We start from the raw sequence: 16,167 nt of genomic DNA on the forward strand, positions 1-16,167 counted from the left end.
GATGCCCAGTTTTTTCATCGATCGGCCAATCTTCGCATGGGTCGTCGCGCTTTTCATCATGATCGCCGGGATCATCTCGATCCCGATGCTGCCGATTTCGCAATATCCGAACGTCGCGCCGCCGCAGATCTCCGTCAGCACCGTTTATCCCGGCGCCTCATCGGAAGAGACCTATCAGAGTGTGACGCGGCTCATCGAAAACGAGCTGAACGGCATTGAAGGCCTGCAATATTTCGAATCGACATCCAGTGCCGCCGGCGCGGTCTCCATCAATGTGACCTTTGCTCCGGGGACCGACTCAGGCCAGGCATCGGTCGATGTCCAGAACCGCGTCGGTCGTGTCGAGCAGCGGTTGCCCGATTCTGTGCGTCAGCAGGGTATAGAGGTCGAGGAGGCGGGCTCGGGCTTCCTGTTGATCGTCTCGCTCACCTCCACGGACGGCTCGCTCGACGCTATCGCACTCGGCGATTATATGAGCCGCAACGTGCTGAACGAGGTTCAGCGGATTCCAGGCGTCGGCCGCGCCCAGCTGTTTTCCACCGAACGCTCCATGCGCGTCTGGCTCGATCCCGACAAGATGGTCGGCCTCAACCTGACGGCGGGCGATGTGACCGCCGCCATTCAGGCGCAGAATGCCCAGGTCGCCTCCGGGAGCATCGGCGCCCAGCCCAACCCGATCAATCAGCAGACAAATGCTTCGGTTCTGGTCAAGGGCCAGCTTTCCTCCGTGGAAGAGTTTGGTGCGATCGTGCTCAGGGCCAATCAGGACGGCTCGTCCGTTCGATTGCGCGACGTTGCCCGTATCGAGGTCGGCGGCCAGGACTATAACAGCTCAACCCGCCTGAACGGAAATCCGTCCGCCGCCATCGGTGTCCAGCTGACGCCGACCGGCAACGCGCTCAACACCTCCACCTTGGTCAAGGAGCGAATGGAAGAACTCAAGACCTTCTTCCCACCGGGCGTCGAGTATTCCATACCTTACGATACATCACCCTTCGTGGCGATTTCGATCGAAAAAGTGCTTCACACCCTTCTGGAAGCCGTAGCGCTGGTTTTCCTCGTGATGTTCCTGTTCCTGCAGAACATCCGCTATACAATCATTCCGACACTGGTCGTTCCCGTCGCGCTCCTTGGCACCTGCGCCGCGATGCTGGCCATGGGCTTTTCCATCAACGTGCTGACCATGTTCGGCATGGTTCTGGCCATCGGCATTCTGGTGGATGACGCCATTATCGTCGTCGAAAACGTCGAGCGCATCATGTCCGAGGAGGGGTTGACGCCCAAGGAGGCGACGCGCAAGGCGATGACGCAGATCACCGGCGCGGTCATCGGCATTACGCTTGTGCTGTCGGCGGTGTTCATTCCTATGGCCTTCTTCCCCGGCTCTGTCGGTATCATCTACCAGCAGTTCAGCCTGACCATGGTCGTGTCGATCCTATTTTCGGCCTTGCTCGCCCTGTCGCTGACGCCGGCGCTTTGCGCCAGTTTCCTGAAACAGGTTCCAAAGGGTCACAATCATACGAAGAAAGGCTTTTTCGGTTGGTTCAACCGGGGCTTCGATCGGGCGTCGCATGGATATAGCGGCGTGGTTCAGCGTATGGTCCGACGGACCGGCCGCTTCATCGTCGTCTATGTGCTGGTGCTGGGTGGTCTCGCCTATCTGTTCCTGCAGCTTCCTTCTTCCTTCCTTCCGGATGAAGACCAGGGTTTCGTGATCGTCAGCCTGCAGCTTCCGTCGGAAGCCACCGGCAACCGCACGACTGAGGTCGTCAAGCAGGTCGAAAACATCTTCAGCAAGGAAAGCGGTGTCGAAAAAATCATTGCGATCAATGGCTTCAGCTTTTCCGGCACGGGCCAGAATGCCGGCCTTGCCTTTGTGACGCTGAAGGACTGGGAAGAGCGTGACGCCAGCAACGTCGCGTCGGCCATCGCAGGACGCGCTTCCGGCGCAATGAGCCAGATCAAGGACGCGATCGCCTTCGCGCTGTCGCCGCCGCCGATCCAGGGTCTCGGCACAACGAATGGTTTCGCGTTCCGCCTGCAGGATCGTGGCGGACAGGGTTCGGCGGCGCTGGCAGCCGCGCGCGACCAGCTGATCGGCCTGACGTCCCAAAGCCAGATCGTGACGGGGGTTCGCGTCGATGGTCTACCGGATGGAGCACAGGTCAATCTGCTGATCGACCGGGAAAAGGCCAACACGTTCGGTGTAACATTTGCCGATATCAACGCGACCATTTCGACCAATATGGGATCGTCCTATGTCAACGACTTCCCGAATGCCGGCCGTCTGCAGCGTGTGACGGTACAGGCCGACGATACCAAGCGGATGCAGACCTCCGACCTGCTGAATCTCAACGTGCGCAACAGCAATGGCGGAATGGTGCCGATCTCTGCCTTTGCATCGGTGGAGTGGCAAACCGGCCCAACCCAGACGATCGGCTACAACGGTTATCCATCGGTTCGCTTCAGCGGTCAGGCGCAGCCGGGCTACTCGTCGGGCGATGCCATTGCCGAGATGGAAAAGCTGGCAGGCCAGCTTCCACAGGGTTTCGCCTATGAGTGGACGGGGCAATCACGCGAGGAAATCGCCTCCGGCACCCAGGCACCGCTTTTGATCGGGCTTTCCTGCTTGCTGATCTTCCTGTGCCTTGCAGCCCTCTACGAGAGCTGGAGCATTCCGGTCGCGGTGATGATGGTGGTGCCGCTCGGCGTCATCGGCGCGGTGCTGGCCGTTCTGCTGCGCGACATGTCGAATGACGTCTATTTTAAAGTGGGCCTGATCACTATTATCGGGCTATCCGCCAAGAACGCGATCCTGATCATCGAGTTTGCCAAGGAGCAGATGGAGGCGGGCAAATCGCTGCTCGATGCGACGATAGAAGCGTCGCATCTGCGTTTCCGTCCGATCCTGATGACCTCGCTCGCCTTCACCCTCGGCGTTCTGCCGCTGGCGATCGCCACCGGCGCAAGCTCCGGCAGCCAGCGCGCTATCGGCACCGGCGTCATGGGCGGGATGATCTCGGCAACTGTTCTTGCCATCTTCTTCGTGCCCGTCTTCTTCGTGTTCATCATGAAGCTGTTCGGTCACGGCAGGCAAGTCGAGAAAACGCCGGCAGCGGCGCCGGTGCCGGGCGAATGACGATCGCAGAGGCCCGCCTCGGGCGGGTCTCTCTTTCCGGAGGCGATCATGCGTAGAACCAAGACCGAAGCGGAGGAGACCCGCAACAGCATCCTCCATGCGGCAGAACGGGTCTTCTATGAAAAAAGCGTCTCCAATGCCACTCTGGAGGATGTCGCAAAGGCGGCCGGGGTGACGCGCGGCGCGATCTATTGGCATTTTTCCAACAAGACCGATTTGTTTCTGGAGCTCTACAATTCCGTCTCCTTGCCGGCTGAGGACATGATCGCCCGCGAAATCGAGACCGAAAGTGCCGACGTCCTCAGATTTATCGAAAAATCTGCCGGAGAATGGCTGGATGACATGGCTGCGGACGAACACCGTCAGCGCATTTTCACCATCCTGCTGCGCTGTGCCTATGTCGGGGATCTGATGCCTGTTCTGGAGCGGCAGCAGGAGGTCGATGACAAGCACACGGCCGCGCTTGAAAGTGCATTCGACAAGGCAAGGATCGGCGGCTATCTGGGCCGGACCTGGACGCCGCAATCGGCAACCAAGGCTCTGCGCTGGATGATGACCGGGCTCTGCAGCGAATGGCTTCTCTTCGGCCGCCGTTTCGACCTTGCCATGGAAGGACGGGACGGTCTGCAGCGGCTGTTTGCAAGTTTCCGGCCGACGGCCGAAGAACCGCAGGCTGGCGAAGTCGCATAGAGCCGCGGCGGCTGCCTCCTCCGGATTCAGTGCGCCTCATCCCAGTTGTCGGCGGCCCGCGCATCGACTTTCAGCGGCACCTTCATGTCGAGCGCTGGCATGGCAGCGTTTTCCATAACCTTGACGATGATCGGTATGGATCGCTCGACATCCGCATCCTCGACCTCGAAAATCAGTTCGTCATGGACCTGCAGCAGCATGCGCGCACGCTCGCCAAGACCGGCCTGCTCCAGTGCCGGCTCCATCTTGATCATCGCCCGGCGAATGATATCGGCGGCCGAGCCCTGGATCGGGGCGTTGATTGCGGCACGCTCGTTGAATGCCCGGTGTGATGGATTGGAGGAGCGGATATCCGGATAATGCGCCCGGCGACCGAAGATCGTTTCGACATAGCCGTTTTCCCGCACGAAAGCCTTGGTGCTTTCCATGTAATCGCGGATGCCCGGAAAGCGCTCGAAATATTTCTTGATATAGTCGCCGGCCTCGGATCGCTCGATGGACAGCTGGTTGGCAAGTCCGAAGGCCGAAATGCCGTAGATGATGCCGAAATTGATCGCCTTGGCCCGCCGGCGGATTTCGCTCGGCATGCCGTCGACGGGCACGCCGAACATCTCCGATGCCGTCATGGCATGAATGTCGATCCCGTCGGAGAAGGCCTGCTTCAACTGCGGAATTTCCGCCACATGGGCCAGTACGCGCAGTTCGATCTGGCTATAATCCGCGGAGATCAGCTTGTGCCCCGGCGTGGATACGAAAGCCGTGCGGATCTTGCGGCCCTCGGTGGTCCGTATCGGAATGTTCTGCAGGTTCGGTTCCGACGAGGAAAGGCGCCCCGTCGTTGTGGATGCCAGCGCATAGGATGTGTGCACGCGCTTCGTTTCAGGATGAACGAAACCGGGTAGGGCGTCGGTATAGGTTGATTTGAGCTTGGTCAGTTGGCGCCAATCGACGATCTTGCGCGGCAGTTCATGGCCGTCCAGAGCCAGATCCTCAAGTACCGAAGCCGATGTCGACCATTGCCCCGTCTTGGTTTTTGCGCCGCCGGGAAGGCCAAGCCTGCCGAAGAGAATATCGCCAAGCTGTTTCGGCGAGCCGATATTGAAACTCTCTCCTACCAGACCGTAGATCTCGTGTTCCAGAGCGGCGGCGCCCTGCGCCAGTTCGCCGGAAAGACGCGACAGGATCTGGCGGTCGATGGTAATCCCGCGCTCTTCCATGGCGGCGAGCACAGGCACCAGCGGCCGCTCCAGCCGCTCGTACACGGTGTTGAGGTTCTTGGCCGCAAGCCGCGGCTTCAGGACCTGCCAGAGCCTCAGCGTCACATCGGCGTCCTCGGCGGCATAGGCCGTCGCCTTGTCGATATCGGCATGGTCGAAGCTCAGGGCCGACTTGCCGCTTCCGGCCACATCCTTGTAGGGGATCGGCTTATGGCCGAGCCATTTCTCTGAGAGGCTGTCCATGCCATGCGCGCCGGCGCCGGCATCGCTGACATAGGACATCAGCATCGTATCGTCGAAGCTGATAATGCCGACCCCGTGCCGCTTCATCACCAGATAATCATATTTCAGGTTCTGCGCGACCTTGAGAACCGACGGATCCTCCAGAAGGCTTTTCAGCCGCTCCAACGCCATGCCGATCGGAATCTGGTCCGGCGCGAGCTTGAGCCCGTCGCTGAACAGGTCGTTGCCGCCGGTCTTGTGGGTCAGCGGGACGTAGGCCGCGCGAATATCCGTGCCGGTCGGGTTTCTGCTGTTGTCGGCAATAGCGAGAGAGAAGCCGACGAGTTCCGCCTGCATCGCATCAAGCGATGTCGTCTCCGTATCGAAGGCGACGAGACCGGTTTCCCTGGCCGCCGCGATCCAGGCATCGAGCGTTTCAATGTCGCGAATGGTGACATAGGCGCTGCGATCGATTTTTGCTGCGGCGAAGGCCTCGGCGCGCGATTGGGCGAGCGACTGCGGCGTATTGCCCAGCGCCTCCGGTTTGATGGCGGCAAGCGTCGTGGCGGCTTCGGCAGCTGTTCCCAGCGCCGGCGATCGCGTCGAGGAGAGGACGGAGGGCGACGGTGCAGCCGAAAGCTCACCCTTGTCCAGATCAGGTCCGTGTGCGGCTGCGCCCCATTCCACCGCTACAGGCGCCGCATCAACGACATCCGCATTCGTATCGGTCGCCGCTGCGACGCGGCGGGTCAAGGTCGTGAATTCCATTGCCTTCAGAAAGGCGATCAGTTTCGGACCGTCCTGCGCATGCAACTCGAAATCGTCAAGGGGAACGTCGATCGGCGTATCCGTCCTCAGCGTCACCAACTGTCGCGACAGGCGCGCGAGATCGGCATTGGCGATGATGTTCTCCCGGCGCTTCTGCTGCTTGATTTCGCCGGCCCGCGACAAGAGCGTTTCGAGGTCGCCGAACTCTTCGAGCAGTTGGGCCGCCGTCTTCGGGCCGATACCGGGAATGCCGGGAACATTGTCGGTGGAATCGCCCGTCATCGCCTGCAGGTCGATCATTTTTTCCGGCGGGACGCCCCATTTCTCGATAACCTCGGGAATGGCGATCTGCTTGTCCTTCATGCTGTCATACATGGAGACATTCGCCGTCACCAGTTGCATCAGGTCCTTGTCGGAGGATACGATGGTGACGTCCGCTCCGGTCGCCTCTGCCAGCCGCGCATAGGTCGCGATCAGGTCGTCGGCCTCAAAACCCTCTTTCTCGATACAGGGCAGGTTGAAGGCGCGGGTCGCGTGGCGGATCAGGCCGAATTGGGGAATAAGGTCTTCCGGGGGCGCCGTGCGGTTTGCCTTGTATTGGTCGTAGAGTTCGTTGCGGAACGTCTTTGAGGAATAATCGAAAATAACGGCGAAATGGGTGGGTGTGACACCGACGGAGGTGTCGCGCGCATCGGTGAGCAGCTTCCACAGCATGTTGCAAAAGCCGGACACGGCATTCACCGGCAACCCGTCCGACTTGCGGTTCAACGGCGGAATGGCGTGAAAGGCGCGGAAAATGAACCCGGAGCCGTCAACGAGGAAGAGATGATCACCTTTTTTCATGGCGACAGGGATACCGCGCGCGCAAAGGGTCGTCCATATGTCATTCCGGCAACCGAGAATTTTTTGAAACCACCATCGGCCCTCACGTCAACGTTACCAATTTGTAATGCCTCCGGTGCCGCCACATCCCTTGAAAAACCACATTCCCAACCACAAATCATCATCAACGGCAGCACGATGCGCCGTCGTCTGGCAAGGCCTGTCCCCCGCCGCAGCCAGATGTAGGACAAAGGCCTATCCCCCCTCCGGGCCTTTGTCCAAATTCAGACAAAACCGCCATGGCTCCGCCTCCGCCATGGCGGTTTTTGTCGTTTGAGGTTCCTTGGTTGCGTCCTCGGTGCTTCGCATAGCGAAATCCATCGCCTGCAATGGAGCTTGTCTTCCGGCCATTCGGGCGTTACCCATGGGCATGGCCTTCGACCGCATGGACTCTGCGACATATCTGGCGAGCCTACTGGCAAAAAGCTTTTCCCGCGCCCTGCAGGAACGGAGTCTGAAACTCGGTTTCGCGCCGGGCCAGTTTCCCGTCCTCCTGGAATTGTGGACCGAGGAGGGGCTCACCCAGAAACAGCTGCTCGACCGGCTCGATGTCGAACAGGCAACGATGGCCAACACCCTGTCCCGGATGGAGCGCGACGGCCTGATCCTGCGCAAGAAGCATCCAGGTGACAAACGCGCCCAGCTGATTTTCCTGACGGATAAGGCAAGAGCGATGGAGGCTGGGGCAAAGGAGGCGGCGCTTGCCGCCGATCGGTCGCGCTTGTCCGGCTTTCGGCAATTCGAAAGGGAGCTGTTGCTCGAATATATGCGCAAGGCAATTGCCAACGGCACGCGCGGTTGAGGCCGTATTTCCCGCAGAATGATGAAGCGATCAGAATATTTTGCTTAAAGCCGCCGTCGTCTTTGTCTAGGGTCCGCATCGCCAACAGGGATGAAAGACATGACAGAGACGGCGACCATTTTGAACCGCGCGGACGAGAATCTGCCGAAAAGCCTGGAACGGCTGTTCGATCTCGTGCGCATTCCATCGATTTCCACGGATCCAGCCTTTAAGGCGGAATGCCGCAAGGCGGCCGAATGGCTGGTGGCCGAACTGAGCGGGCTTGGTTTTGATGCTTCGGTTCGAGACACGCCCGGCCATCCGATGGTGGTTGCGCATCATGCCGCGGGCAGGCCCGACGCTCCGCATGTTCTGTTCTACGGCCACTACGACGTTCAGCCCGTCGATCCGCTCAATCTCTGGAACAGCGCGCCATTCGAGCCGTCGATCAAGGAACTCGATAGGGGCCGCAAGGTCATTACGGGCCGCGGCACCTCGGACGACAAGGGCCAGTTGCTGACCTTTGTCGAGGCATGCCGCGCCTTTAAAGAGGTTGACGGCGCTCTGCCCTGCGCTGTCACCCTTCTCTTCGAAGGCGAAGAAGAGTCCGGCTCGCCGTCCCTGAAGCCTTTTCTGGAAGCCAATGCCGCGGAATTGAAAGCCGACTATGCATTAGTCTGCGACACCAATATGTGGGATGCCGAAACGCCGGCCATCTCGGCCGGGCTGCGCGGTCTGGTCGGCGAGGAAATCACCGTCAAGGCCGCCGACCGAGACCTGCACTCGGGCTATTTCGGCGGCGCTGCCGCCAACCCTATTCATATTCTGACCGACATTGTGTCGGGTCTGCATGACGACACCGGCCGCGTCACGCTGGACGGTTTTTATGAGGGCGTGGAGGAGACGCCGTCCCAGATCAAGGCTGCCTGGGAAACTCTGGGTATGACGACTGAAAAATTCCTCGGTGAAATCGGCTTGTTCGTGCCTTCGGGGGAAAAAGGCCGTTCGGTCATGGAGCTGACCTGGGCGCGTCCAACGGCCGAAGTAAACGGCATCTGGGGCGGTTACACCGGCGAAGGCTTCAAGACCGTGATTGCCGCCGAAGCCTCGGCGAAGATTTCCTTCCGTCTGGTCGGCAATCAGGATCCGGAGAGGGTGCGGGCCGCGTTCCGCAGTTACGTGCAGTCGAAAATCCCGACCGACTGCACCGTCGAATTCCATCCCCATGGTGGCTCGCCCGCGATCCATCTGCCCTACGATTCGCCGCTGCTGAACACCGCCAAGGTTGCCCTGTCCGAGGAGTGGCCGAAGCCTGCCGTGCTGATCGGCATGGGCGGATCGATTCCGATCGTCGGGGATTTTCAAAGAATGCTTGGCATGGAATCGTTGCTGGTTGGCTTTGGCCTTTCCGACGACCGCATCCATTCGCCAAACGAAAAATACGAGCTGCAGTCCTTCCACAAGGGTATACGTTCATGGGTCCGCATTCTCACGGCACTAGCCGCCTGATCCTCAAGCGCGTTTGCTGACGGTTTCCCAGCTTTCGTCGTTAACCGTTAGCACCCTTGACCCGACCAGTCAGGGGTGGTCTCATCACGCGAATGATGGTTTACTTGACTGCGTCGGGGTATCCGGCTTCATGAAACTGGTGCGGAAATTTGCATGGCCGGTTGTAGGGCTGGCTGCGATCCTGTTTTCGCTCTACGGGCTGTATCACGAACTGCACGGCCTTTCGGCGCGTGATTTTTTCGCCAGCCTGAGCGCCGTCCCGGCCTGGAGATGGCTTCTCGCAGGCTGCGCGACGCTCGCCGCCTATGCGGCGCTTGCGGCCTACGACCATTTGGCGCTTGAACATCTGGAACGGCGGATTTCCCTGTGGTTCATCACGATCTGCTCGTTCACGGCCTATGCGCTCTCCCATACCGTCGGGGCATCCGTGTTCTCCGGGGCGGTGATTCGCTACCGTGCCTATGGTTCCAAGGGCCTCTCGGCCGGTGAGATAGGTGTTCTCGTCGCCTTCTGTTCCATTACATTTGCGCTCGGCACGCTGATGCTGTCCGCAATCGTGCTGCTGATCGAGCCGGAAATTACAGCGCGCTTCGCCGACTTCCTCCCGATCGGCGCTTCGATCACCGCTGCCATCCTCATCCTTGCCATGATCGCGCTCTACGTGGTCGGCAGCCTCGTCGGCTTCCGTCCTTTGAAATCCCGCTGGTTTCACCTGCAATATCCAAAACCGACGCTTGCCCTGCGGCAGTTGCTGATTGCACCGGTGGAACTGCTTGCGGCCGCGGCCATCATTTATTTCGCTCTGCCGGAGGCGGGAAATCCGGGCTATATGGTGGTGCTGGGGGTTTTCCTTGCGTCCTTTTCCGCAGCGCTGCTGTCGCATGCGCCGGGCGGGCTCGGTGTGCTGGAGCTGATTTTCATTGCGGCGCTGCCGGAGATAGACCCGGCCTCCGTACTCGCGGCACTGGCCATCTTCCGCCTGTTTTACCTGATCATACCCTTCCTGATCGCGCTCGTTGTCGTCGTTCTGTTCGAGCGGTCGCAATATCTGGCGCAACGCAAAACCAAGGAAGAGTCGGACCGGGTGGAATAAGCCCGGGTCAGGACGGCGAGTGGCAGGTTTTGGGCAAGGCGCTGTCCAGCGGGCCCTCGACTTCCTCAAGCTCGGCGCTGTCGATCTGGAGCGGTATGAAAGGCGGCTCCTGAACGGCCGCATTGCCGATGCGGGTTATGTAGCAGCCGGCAAAAACTTTTGTTTCGCCGCCCTTCTCAGTGGATTGAATGGCCACAGGAACCGGTGCGTAGAGACTGCCGGCTGCGCCCTCCGGTGTCACCGTGCCGGTGATCACCTTGACGTCCACCGTGTTCGCATAGCCGTCCACAAAGGATGTGTAGTCGCCAAAGACCTTGCCGTCTGCAAAATAGCTGTAGGCGCGCGCATATTCCTTCCGCCCGATGGCATTATAGAGCGAACGAACCAGCGCTGCTCCATCGGAGCGGTCATCGATGTATTCGCTATCCTGTGCCATGGCCGTGCCGCAGAATGCACTCAGAAGGACGCCGGTGATAAAAGAGATGAGAAATGGCCTCATACGCTTACTCCTTGATCGGTTGGAGCGAGTGTCACTGCGGATAAGGCGATTTGAAGATCGACGGCGTTCTTTTCAGTGGCACGGCGTCACGGTCGGCTAGAAAAACAAAAAGGCCGGGCAAAACCCGACCTTTCCCAATGCGTTTCGACACATATGCCAGTACATCCGTGGTCAACCGCGGAAGCGCATTTCAGGCGCGGTTCATCGCGCCAGATGTGTTAGGCAGCCTGGAGGCTGTCTGCCGACATCTTGCCGGACTTGCGGTCCTTAACCAGCTCGAAGCTGATCTTCTGACCGTCGTTGAGGCCGCGCATGCCAGCGCGCTCGACAGCGGAGATGTGGACGAAAACGTCCTGGCTGCCGTCGTCAGGCTGAATGAAGCCGAAGCCCTTTGTGGAATTAAACCATTTTACTGTGCCAGTGGCCATAACGATCCCTTTCTCTAGCAAATTATAGTGACCCTGCCGACGTATCGCGGCGAGGATTTTGTGTTCGAATCTGAAGGAAAGTTCGTCCGATTGCACGCTGGGCGGCAAAAACCAAAGTCATCTAACAAATATCGACCTCAACTCAAATAGTTTAGGTGTGGCAAAAGGTCAAGTTTTATTATTTCTGATTTTCGTATCGCATTGTTTTTAGACGATATTTTCAATTCAAGAGATACCGTGGATTGATCTTGCTCGGAGGCCGGTCGATTCGTTTCCACCGGTGTCCCATAAACCGCTGCCCGTCCGGGAGATGCGGCCGTGTTGCCCCATTGGTGTACAATGGACCGAAAGCGGATGCGCCTGCGGAAACCGGTTTTTAACCTCCCCTTAAATCGCCGCATTTACACTTCATCGCGCTGTTCGACATCAACGGCGCGACGGCGGCAAAGGTTGCCGGCTTTCTCCAGTGCGCCCGGGAGCACCCTTACTCCGCCATGGCAGGCAAACGCAAATCACCGAAACGAGTCGAACCGTCCTTCGAGGGCGCGCGCGGACGCGACGACAGTGACCTGAGGGCGGATGTAAAAGATCGCTTCGGCGCTACTGGCAGGGCCGGATCCAGGTCTGCGGCAAAAAAGGGCCGCGACAAGGGTGCTGGTCACAGCGGTTCGCGCAGCGGCCTGACGGGCGCTGTTCGCGCTCTCGTCTACTGGTGCATCGTGCTTGGCATATGGGGCGCGATCGGCGTCGGCGGGCTTGTGCTTTATTACGGCGCGCGCATGCCGAGCGCGACCAGCTGGGCCATTCCCGACCGGCCACCCAATGTCAAGATTCTTGCGGTCAGCGGGGACATCATCGCCAACCGGGGTGCGACCGGCGGCGAGGCGCTGTCGCTTGAAAACATGTCGCCCTATATTCCGCAGGCGGTCATCGCCATCGAGGATCGCCGTTTCTACGCGCATTTCGGGGTTGATCCGCTGGGTCTCGCCCGCGCCATGCTGACCAATGTCACCGCCGGACGCATGATGCAGGGCGGATCCACGATTACCCAGCAGCTCGCCAAGAACATGTTTCTGTCACCTGCGCGCACTCTGGAGCGCAAGGTTCAGGAAGTCCTGCTCTCCGTCTGGCTGGAGCAGAAATACACCAAGGACCAGATCCTGGCGATGTATCTGAACCGGGTGTTCTTCGGCTCCAATGCCTATGGCGTCGAAGCGGCGTCGCGTCGCTATTTCAACAAGTCGGCGAGGGACGTCAACCTGGGCGAGGCGGCCCTGCTGGCCGGCCTTCTGAAGGCGCCGTCGCGCCTGTCTCCGGCGCGGGATCCAAAGGCTGCGGAAGAGCGCGCCCAGCTGGTCCTTGGCGCCATGCGCGAAGAGGGCTTCATCACCGAGTCGGAGATCAAGACGGCTATGTCGCAGCCGCCGACCGAGGCGAAGAGCTTCTGGTCCGGCGCGCAGTACTATGTCGCCGATATGGTCATGGATCAGCTCCCTGGGATGATCGGCGCGATCGATCAGGATCTCCTGGTCGAAACGACCCTCGATCTTGATCTGGAGAAAAAAGCCGAAGAGACGCTGGCAGCCAGTCTGGACGAATCCGGCAAGAAGCTGAATGTCAGTCAGGCGGCGCTCGTCTCCATCGATGGCACGGGCGCAATCCGGGCGCTCGTCGGCGGCCGCGATTATGCCGAAAGCCAGTTCGACCGCGCCGTCAAGGCCAAGCGCCAGCCGGGCTCCGCCTTCAAGCCCTTCGTTTATGCGGCGGCTCTTGAAATCGGCCGGACACCGGCATCCGTCCGCAACGATGCCCCGGTGCGTATCGGCAACTGGACGCCGGAAAACTACGATGAGAAATACCGCGGCGAGGTGTCTCTCTCGTCCGCGCTCGCCAATTCGTTGAATACCATCGCCGCGCAGCTCGTGATGGAAGTAGGGCCGCAAAACGTCATCAAGCTTGCCCATCGGCTGGGAATCGAATCGGATATGCAGTCCAACGCCTCGATTGCGCTTGGGACGTCGGAGGTAAGCCTTGTGGAACTGACATCCGCCTATGCGCCTTTCATGAATGGCGGGTTCAAGGCCACCCCGCATGTCATCCGGCGGATTTCCACCGCCGACGGCACCGTGCTCTATGAAAATACCTACGACAATCCGCCGCGCGTTCTGGATCCCGCTGTCGTCAGCGAGATGAACCAGATGATGGTCGGCGTCATCGAGCGCGGCACCGGCAAGGCTGCAAAACTGAAGGGCTGGCAGGCGGCGGGAAAATCCGGCACCACGCAATCCTTCCGGGATGCGCTGTTCGTCGGCTTCACCAGCAATCTCACCACCGGTATCTGGTTCGGCAATGATGACGGGAAGTCGATGAAGAAAGTCACCGGCGGCGGCCTTCCGGCCAAGGCCTGGCATGACTATATGACCGCTGCCCATGAAGGTCTGTCGCCATCACCGGTCTTCGGAACCACGGGTGTGCAACCGACATTCGATCCGGCTCAGGCCAGCCCCGAAACCATCGGCGATCTTCTGTCCGGTACAGCCGGGAACGGCGAACCGGACGCCTTTCCGCCCGCGCCTGTCGCTGCTGAAAGGGAGACAGCCGGGCCAGCCGCCGACACCGGCAATCCCGATTTGGTGCCGCCCGCGGATGTCGGGCAGACCACGGGCGCGACGCGCCGGACGACCCTGTTCGATTTCCTCACCGGCGGTTGAGAGAGATCGCAAGGAAAGCAGTTGTCAGGCTGCGCAAAGGCTGAGAGACTGCGCAGGAAGAACACGGCAACCTCGATCAACGTGGGCGGACCAAGAACGGAAATTTAGGGCGTTTTTTGGCTGTCAATGCCCGATTTTTGCCTGTTCTCGCCCTAGAACGTGCCTTGCAGTCCGAAACACTGCTCCTTATATACGCCCCATCACCGCGGCAAAGCTCGCAAAACTTCCACAGACCATCCCGTTAGGGACTGTCGAATGAATGCCTGACGGGTTCCGACAGTCCGCTGCAAGGAGAGAACGACATGGCTAAAGTAATCGGTATCGATCTGGGAACGACCAATTCCTGCGTCGCCGTCATGGACGGCAAGGACGCGAAGGTCATTGAGAATGCGGAAGGCGCCCGCACGACCCCATCCATCGTTGCCTTCAACGATGACGGTGAGCGTTTGACGGGCCAGCCGGCAAAGCGCCAGGCCGTGACCAACCCGGAGAACACCATTTTCGCGGTCAAGCGACTGATCGGCCGTACCTTCCAGGACCCGACGACGCAAAAAGATAAGGCCATGGTGCCCTACAAGATCGTCAAGGCCGACAACAACGATGCCTGGGTTGAAGCCCACGGCCAGAATTATTCCCCGTCGCAGATTTCTGCCATGATCCTTCAGAAGATGAAGGAAACGGCTGAATCCTATCTTGGCGAAAAAGTAACTCAAGCCGTCATTACCGTTCCGGCCTATTTCAACGATGCCCAGCGTCAGGCAACCAAGGATGCCGGCAAGATCGCCGGCCTTGAGGTGCTGCGCATAATCAACGAGCCGACGGCTGCAGCGCTTGCCTATGGCCTTGACAAGAAGGATGGCAAGACCATCGCCGTCTACGATCTGGGTGGCGGTACTTTCGATATTTCGGTTCTCGAAATCGGCGACGGCGTCTTCGAAGTGAAGTCGACCAACGGCGACACCTTCCTTGGTGGTGAAGACTTCGACATGCGTCTCGTCGAGTATTTCGCAGCCGAGTTCAAGAAGGATCAGGGCATCGATCTGAAGACCGACAAGCTGGCTCTGCAGCGCCTCAAGGAAGCTGCCGAAAAGGCAAAGATCGAGCTGTCCGCTTCGCAGCAGACCGAAATCAACCTGCCGTTCATCACGGCCGATGCGTCCGGCCCCAAGCATCTGACCATGAAGCTGTCGCGTGCCAAGTTCGAAAGCCTGGTCGATGATCTCGTTCAACGCACGATGGCCCCGTGCCGTGCAGCCCTCAAGGATGCCGGTGTCACAGCGGCCGAGATCGACGAAGTCGTTCTGGTCGGTGGCATGAGCCGCATGCCGAAGGTGCAGGAAGTCGTCAAGCAGCTGTTCGGCAAGGAGCCGCACAAGGGTGTCAACCCGGATGAAGTGGTCGCACTCGGCGCCGCCATCCAGGCAGGCGTTCTCCAGGGCGACGTTAAGGACGTGCTGCTTCTCGACGTAACCCCGCTGTCGCTCGGCATCGAAACGCTCGGCGGCGTGTTCACCCGTCTCATCGAGCGCAACACGACGATCCCGACGAAGAAGTCGCAGACTTTCTCGACGGCTGAAGACAGCCAGAACGCTGTCACCATCCGTGTAAGCCAGGGCGAGCGCGAAATGGCGCAGGACAACAAGCTGCTCGGCCAGTTCGATCTTGTCGGCATACCACCGGCGCCGCGTGGCGTTCCGCAGATCGAAGTCACCTTCGATATCGACGCCAACGGGATCGTGCAGGTGTCGGCCAAGGACAAGGGCACCGGCAAGGAGCATCAGATCCGGATCCAGGCTTCGGGCGGTCTGTCCGACGCGGATATCGAGAAGATGGTCAAGGACGCCGAGGCCAATGCCGAGACCGACAAGAAGCGCCGTGAAGGCGTGGAGGCGCGCAACCAGGCCGAAAGCCTGATCCATTCCTCTGAGAAATCCCTCAAGGAATATGGCGACAAGGTCACGGAAGCCGAACGGACGGCGATTTCCGATGCGATCGCATCGCTGAAGACCACCGTCGAAGCCTCCGAGCCGGATGCCGAAGACATCAAGGCAAAGACGCAGGTTCTGCTGGAAGCGTCGATGAAGCTCGGACAGGCGATGTATGAATCGCAGCAGACGGAAGCAGCCAATGCCGATGCGCAGGCTGACGCTGCCCGCGACGGCGATATCCTCGACGCCGACTACGAAGAGGTCAACGACGAGGACGACCGCAAGAAGTCTGCCTAATTC

Annotated in this window: 11 protein-coding genes; 7 read left to right on the top strand and 4 right to left on the bottom strand. The window is 59.7% G+C overall.

What is annotated here, in order from left to right; all coding sequences use genetic code 11:
* Position 1 precedes the first annotated feature (1 nt).
* Together PY308_RS01240 and PY308_RS01245 are read left to right on the top strand one after the other, a co-directional pair.
* The gene (locus PY308_RS01240) at positions 2-3,139 is read left to right on the top strand and encodes an efflux RND transporter permease subunit (RefSeq protein ID WP_275787146.1); all 3,138 of its coding nucleotides are present in this window, start codon (positions 2-4) and stop codon (positions 3,137-3,139) included.
* A gap of 48 nt (positions 3,140-3,187) precedes the next feature.
* Positions 3,188-3,829 carry a TetR family transcriptional regulator gene (locus PY308_RS01245; protein WP_275787149.1) on the top strand — a complete coding sequence of 214 codons (642 nt, stop codon included), beginning with the start codon at positions 3,188-3,190 and terminating at the stop codon, positions 3,827-3,829.
* Positions 3,830-3,855: 26 nt separating this feature from the next.
* Here PY308_RS01245 and polA read toward each other — a convergent pair whose 3' ends face one another.
* Both polA and PY308_RS01255 read right to left on the bottom strand, forming a co-directional pair.
* Positions 3,856-6,879, bottom strand: coding sequence for a DNA polymerase I (gene polA, locus PY308_RS01250; protein WP_275787151.1), 3,024 nt, complete (start codon positions 6,877-6,879; stop codon positions 3,856-3,858).
* On the bottom strand, positions 6,876-7,109 hold the full coding sequence (locus PY308_RS01255) for a hypothetical protein (protein WP_275787153.1): 234 nt from the start codon (positions 7,107-7,109) through the stop codon (positions 6,876-6,878). The genes polA and PY308_RS01255 overlap by 4 nt, the downstream gene beginning before the upstream one ends.
* 179 nt (positions 7,110-7,288) lie before the next feature.
* On the opposite strand from PY308_RS01255, the gene PY308_RS01260 reads away from it, so the two are divergent.
* The 3 genes from PY308_RS01260 (at position 7,289) to PY308_RS01270 (ending at position 10,301) form a co-directional block, all read left to right on the top strand.
* Positions 7,289-7,720, top strand: a complete 432-nt coding sequence (locus tag PY308_RS01260; protein WP_275790971.1) for a MarR family winged helix-turn-helix transcriptional regulator — start codon at positions 7,289-7,291, stop codon at positions 7,718-7,720.
* A 99-nt stretch (positions 7,721-7,819) separates the two neighbouring features.
* Positions 7,820-9,208 (top strand): dipeptidase, encoded by a 1,389-nt coding sequence (locus tag PY308_RS01265; RefSeq protein ID WP_275787155.1) that lies wholly within the window; start codon positions 7,820-7,822, stop codon positions 9,206-9,208.
* A gap of 130 nt (positions 9,209-9,338) precedes the next feature.
* On the top strand, positions 9,339-10,301 hold the full coding sequence (locus tag PY308_RS01270) for a lysylphosphatidylglycerol synthase domain-containing protein (RefSeq protein WP_275787157.1): 963 nt from the start codon (positions 9,339-9,341) through the stop codon (positions 10,299-10,301).
* Between the two features lie 7 nt (positions 10,302-10,308).
* On the opposite strand, the gene PY308_RS01275 is transcribed toward PY308_RS01270, so the two are convergent.
* Entirely contained in the window at positions 10,309-10,800 is a 492-nt protein-coding gene (locus PY308_RS01275; RefSeq protein WP_275787160.1) for a hypothetical protein, read from the bottom strand.
* Between the two features lie 218 nt (positions 10,801-11,018).
* A complete protein-coding gene (locus PY308_RS01280) occupies positions 11,019-11,228 on the bottom strand; it encodes a cold-shock protein (protein ID WP_275787161.1) in 210 nt (69 codons plus the stop codon).
* Between the two features lie 494 nt (positions 11,229-11,722).
* Here PY308_RS01280 and PY308_RS01285 point away from each other — a divergent pair, with 494 nt between their 5' ends.
* Both PY308_RS01285 and dnaK read left to right on the top strand, forming a co-directional pair.
* Positions 11,723-13,939 carry a transglycosylase domain-containing protein gene (locus PY308_RS01285; RefSeq protein ID WP_275787164.1) on the top strand — a complete coding sequence of 739 codons (2,217 nt, stop codon included), beginning with the start codon at positions 11,723-11,725 and terminating at the stop codon, positions 13,937-13,939.
* A 302-nt stretch (positions 13,940-14,241) separates the two neighbouring features.
* A complete protein-coding gene (gene dnaK / locus PY308_RS01290) occupies positions 14,242-16,164 on the top strand; it encodes a molecular chaperone DnaK (RefSeq protein ID WP_275787167.1) in 1,923 nt (640 codons plus the stop codon).
* The last annotated feature ends 3 nt before the right edge of the window (positions 16,165-16,167 follow it).

The sequence above is a fragment of the Pararhizobium gei genome (genome assembly GCF_029223885.1).
Classification (GTDB): Bacteria; Pseudomonadota; Alphaproteobacteria; order Rhizobiales; family Rhizobiaceae; genus Pararhizobium; species Pararhizobium gei.